The sequence below is a fragment of the Microbispora sp. ZYX-F-249 genome, from assembly GCF_039649665.1.
In the GTDB taxonomy this organism is placed as follows: Bacteria; Actinomycetota; Actinomycetes; order Streptosporangiales; family Streptosporangiaceae; genus Microbispora; species Microbispora maris.
In genome coordinates, this window is record NZ_JBDJAW010000137.1 from 1 (window position 1) to 1,004 (window position 1,004).

A 1,004-nucleotide genomic window follows, 5' to 3' on the forward strand; every position below is an offset into this window, starting at 1 on the left:
GTCCGGCGGCACCCGCCGGATGCTGGTCGCCGGCGCCCTCGGCGTACTCGGCGCGGTCACCGCGCTGGCGGCGACCACCCCCGCGGGCGCCGCCGCCGGCACGCTCGGCGAAGCGGCCGCCCAAAGCGGCCGCTACTTCGGCACCGCCATCGCGGCCGGGCACCTGAACGACTCGACCTATGTGGCCACCTGGGACCGGGAGTTCAACTCGGTCACCGCCGAAAACGAGATGAAATGGGGCCCGATCGAGCCCTCCCGCGGCTCGTTCAACTGGGGCCCCGCCGACCAGATCGTCAACCACGCCCTCAGCAAGGGCATGAAGGTCCGCGGCCACACCCTCGTCTGGCACGCCCAGCTGCCCGGCTACGTCAACTCCAACATGTCGGCCAGCGACCTGCGCTCGGCGATGACCAGCCACATCACCCAGGTCATGAACCACTACAAGGGCAAGGTCTACGCCTGGGACGTGGTCAACGAGGCCTTCGCCGACGGCGGCGCCGTCGGCAGCCTGCGCAGCTCGGTGTTCACCCAGAAACTCGGCAACGGCTTCATCGAAGAGGCCTTCCGCGCCGCGCGCGCCGCCGACCCCAACGTCAAGCTGTGCTACAACGACTACAACATCGACGACGCCAACGCCAACAAGACCCGCGGCGTCTACAACATGGTCAAGGACTTCAAGGCCCGCGGCGTGCCCATCGACTGCGTCGGCCTGCAGTCGCACTTCGGCAACCCGCCCGCCAACTACCAGCAGAACATCGCCCAGTTCGCCGCCCTCGGCGTCGACGTCCAGATCACCGAGCTCGACGTCGGCGGCTCCGGCTCCACCCAGGCCGACGCCTACCGCCGCGTCACCCAGGCCTGCCTGGCCGTGCCCCGCTGCACCGGCATCACCGTATGGGGCATCACCGACAAGTACTCCTGGCGCAGCGGCGACACCCCCCTGCTGTTCGACGGCAACTACAACAAGAAACAGGCCTACACCTCCGTCCTCAACGCGCTCAACG

1 protein-coding gene is annotated in these 1,004 nt (G+C 68.6%); it reads left to right on the forward strand.

The annotated features are described in order from the left end of the window. On the forward strand, positions 1-1,004 hold a 1,004-nt coding region (locus AAH991_RS40090), incomplete at both ends, for a glycoside hydrolase family 10 protein (RefSeq protein WP_346231187.1).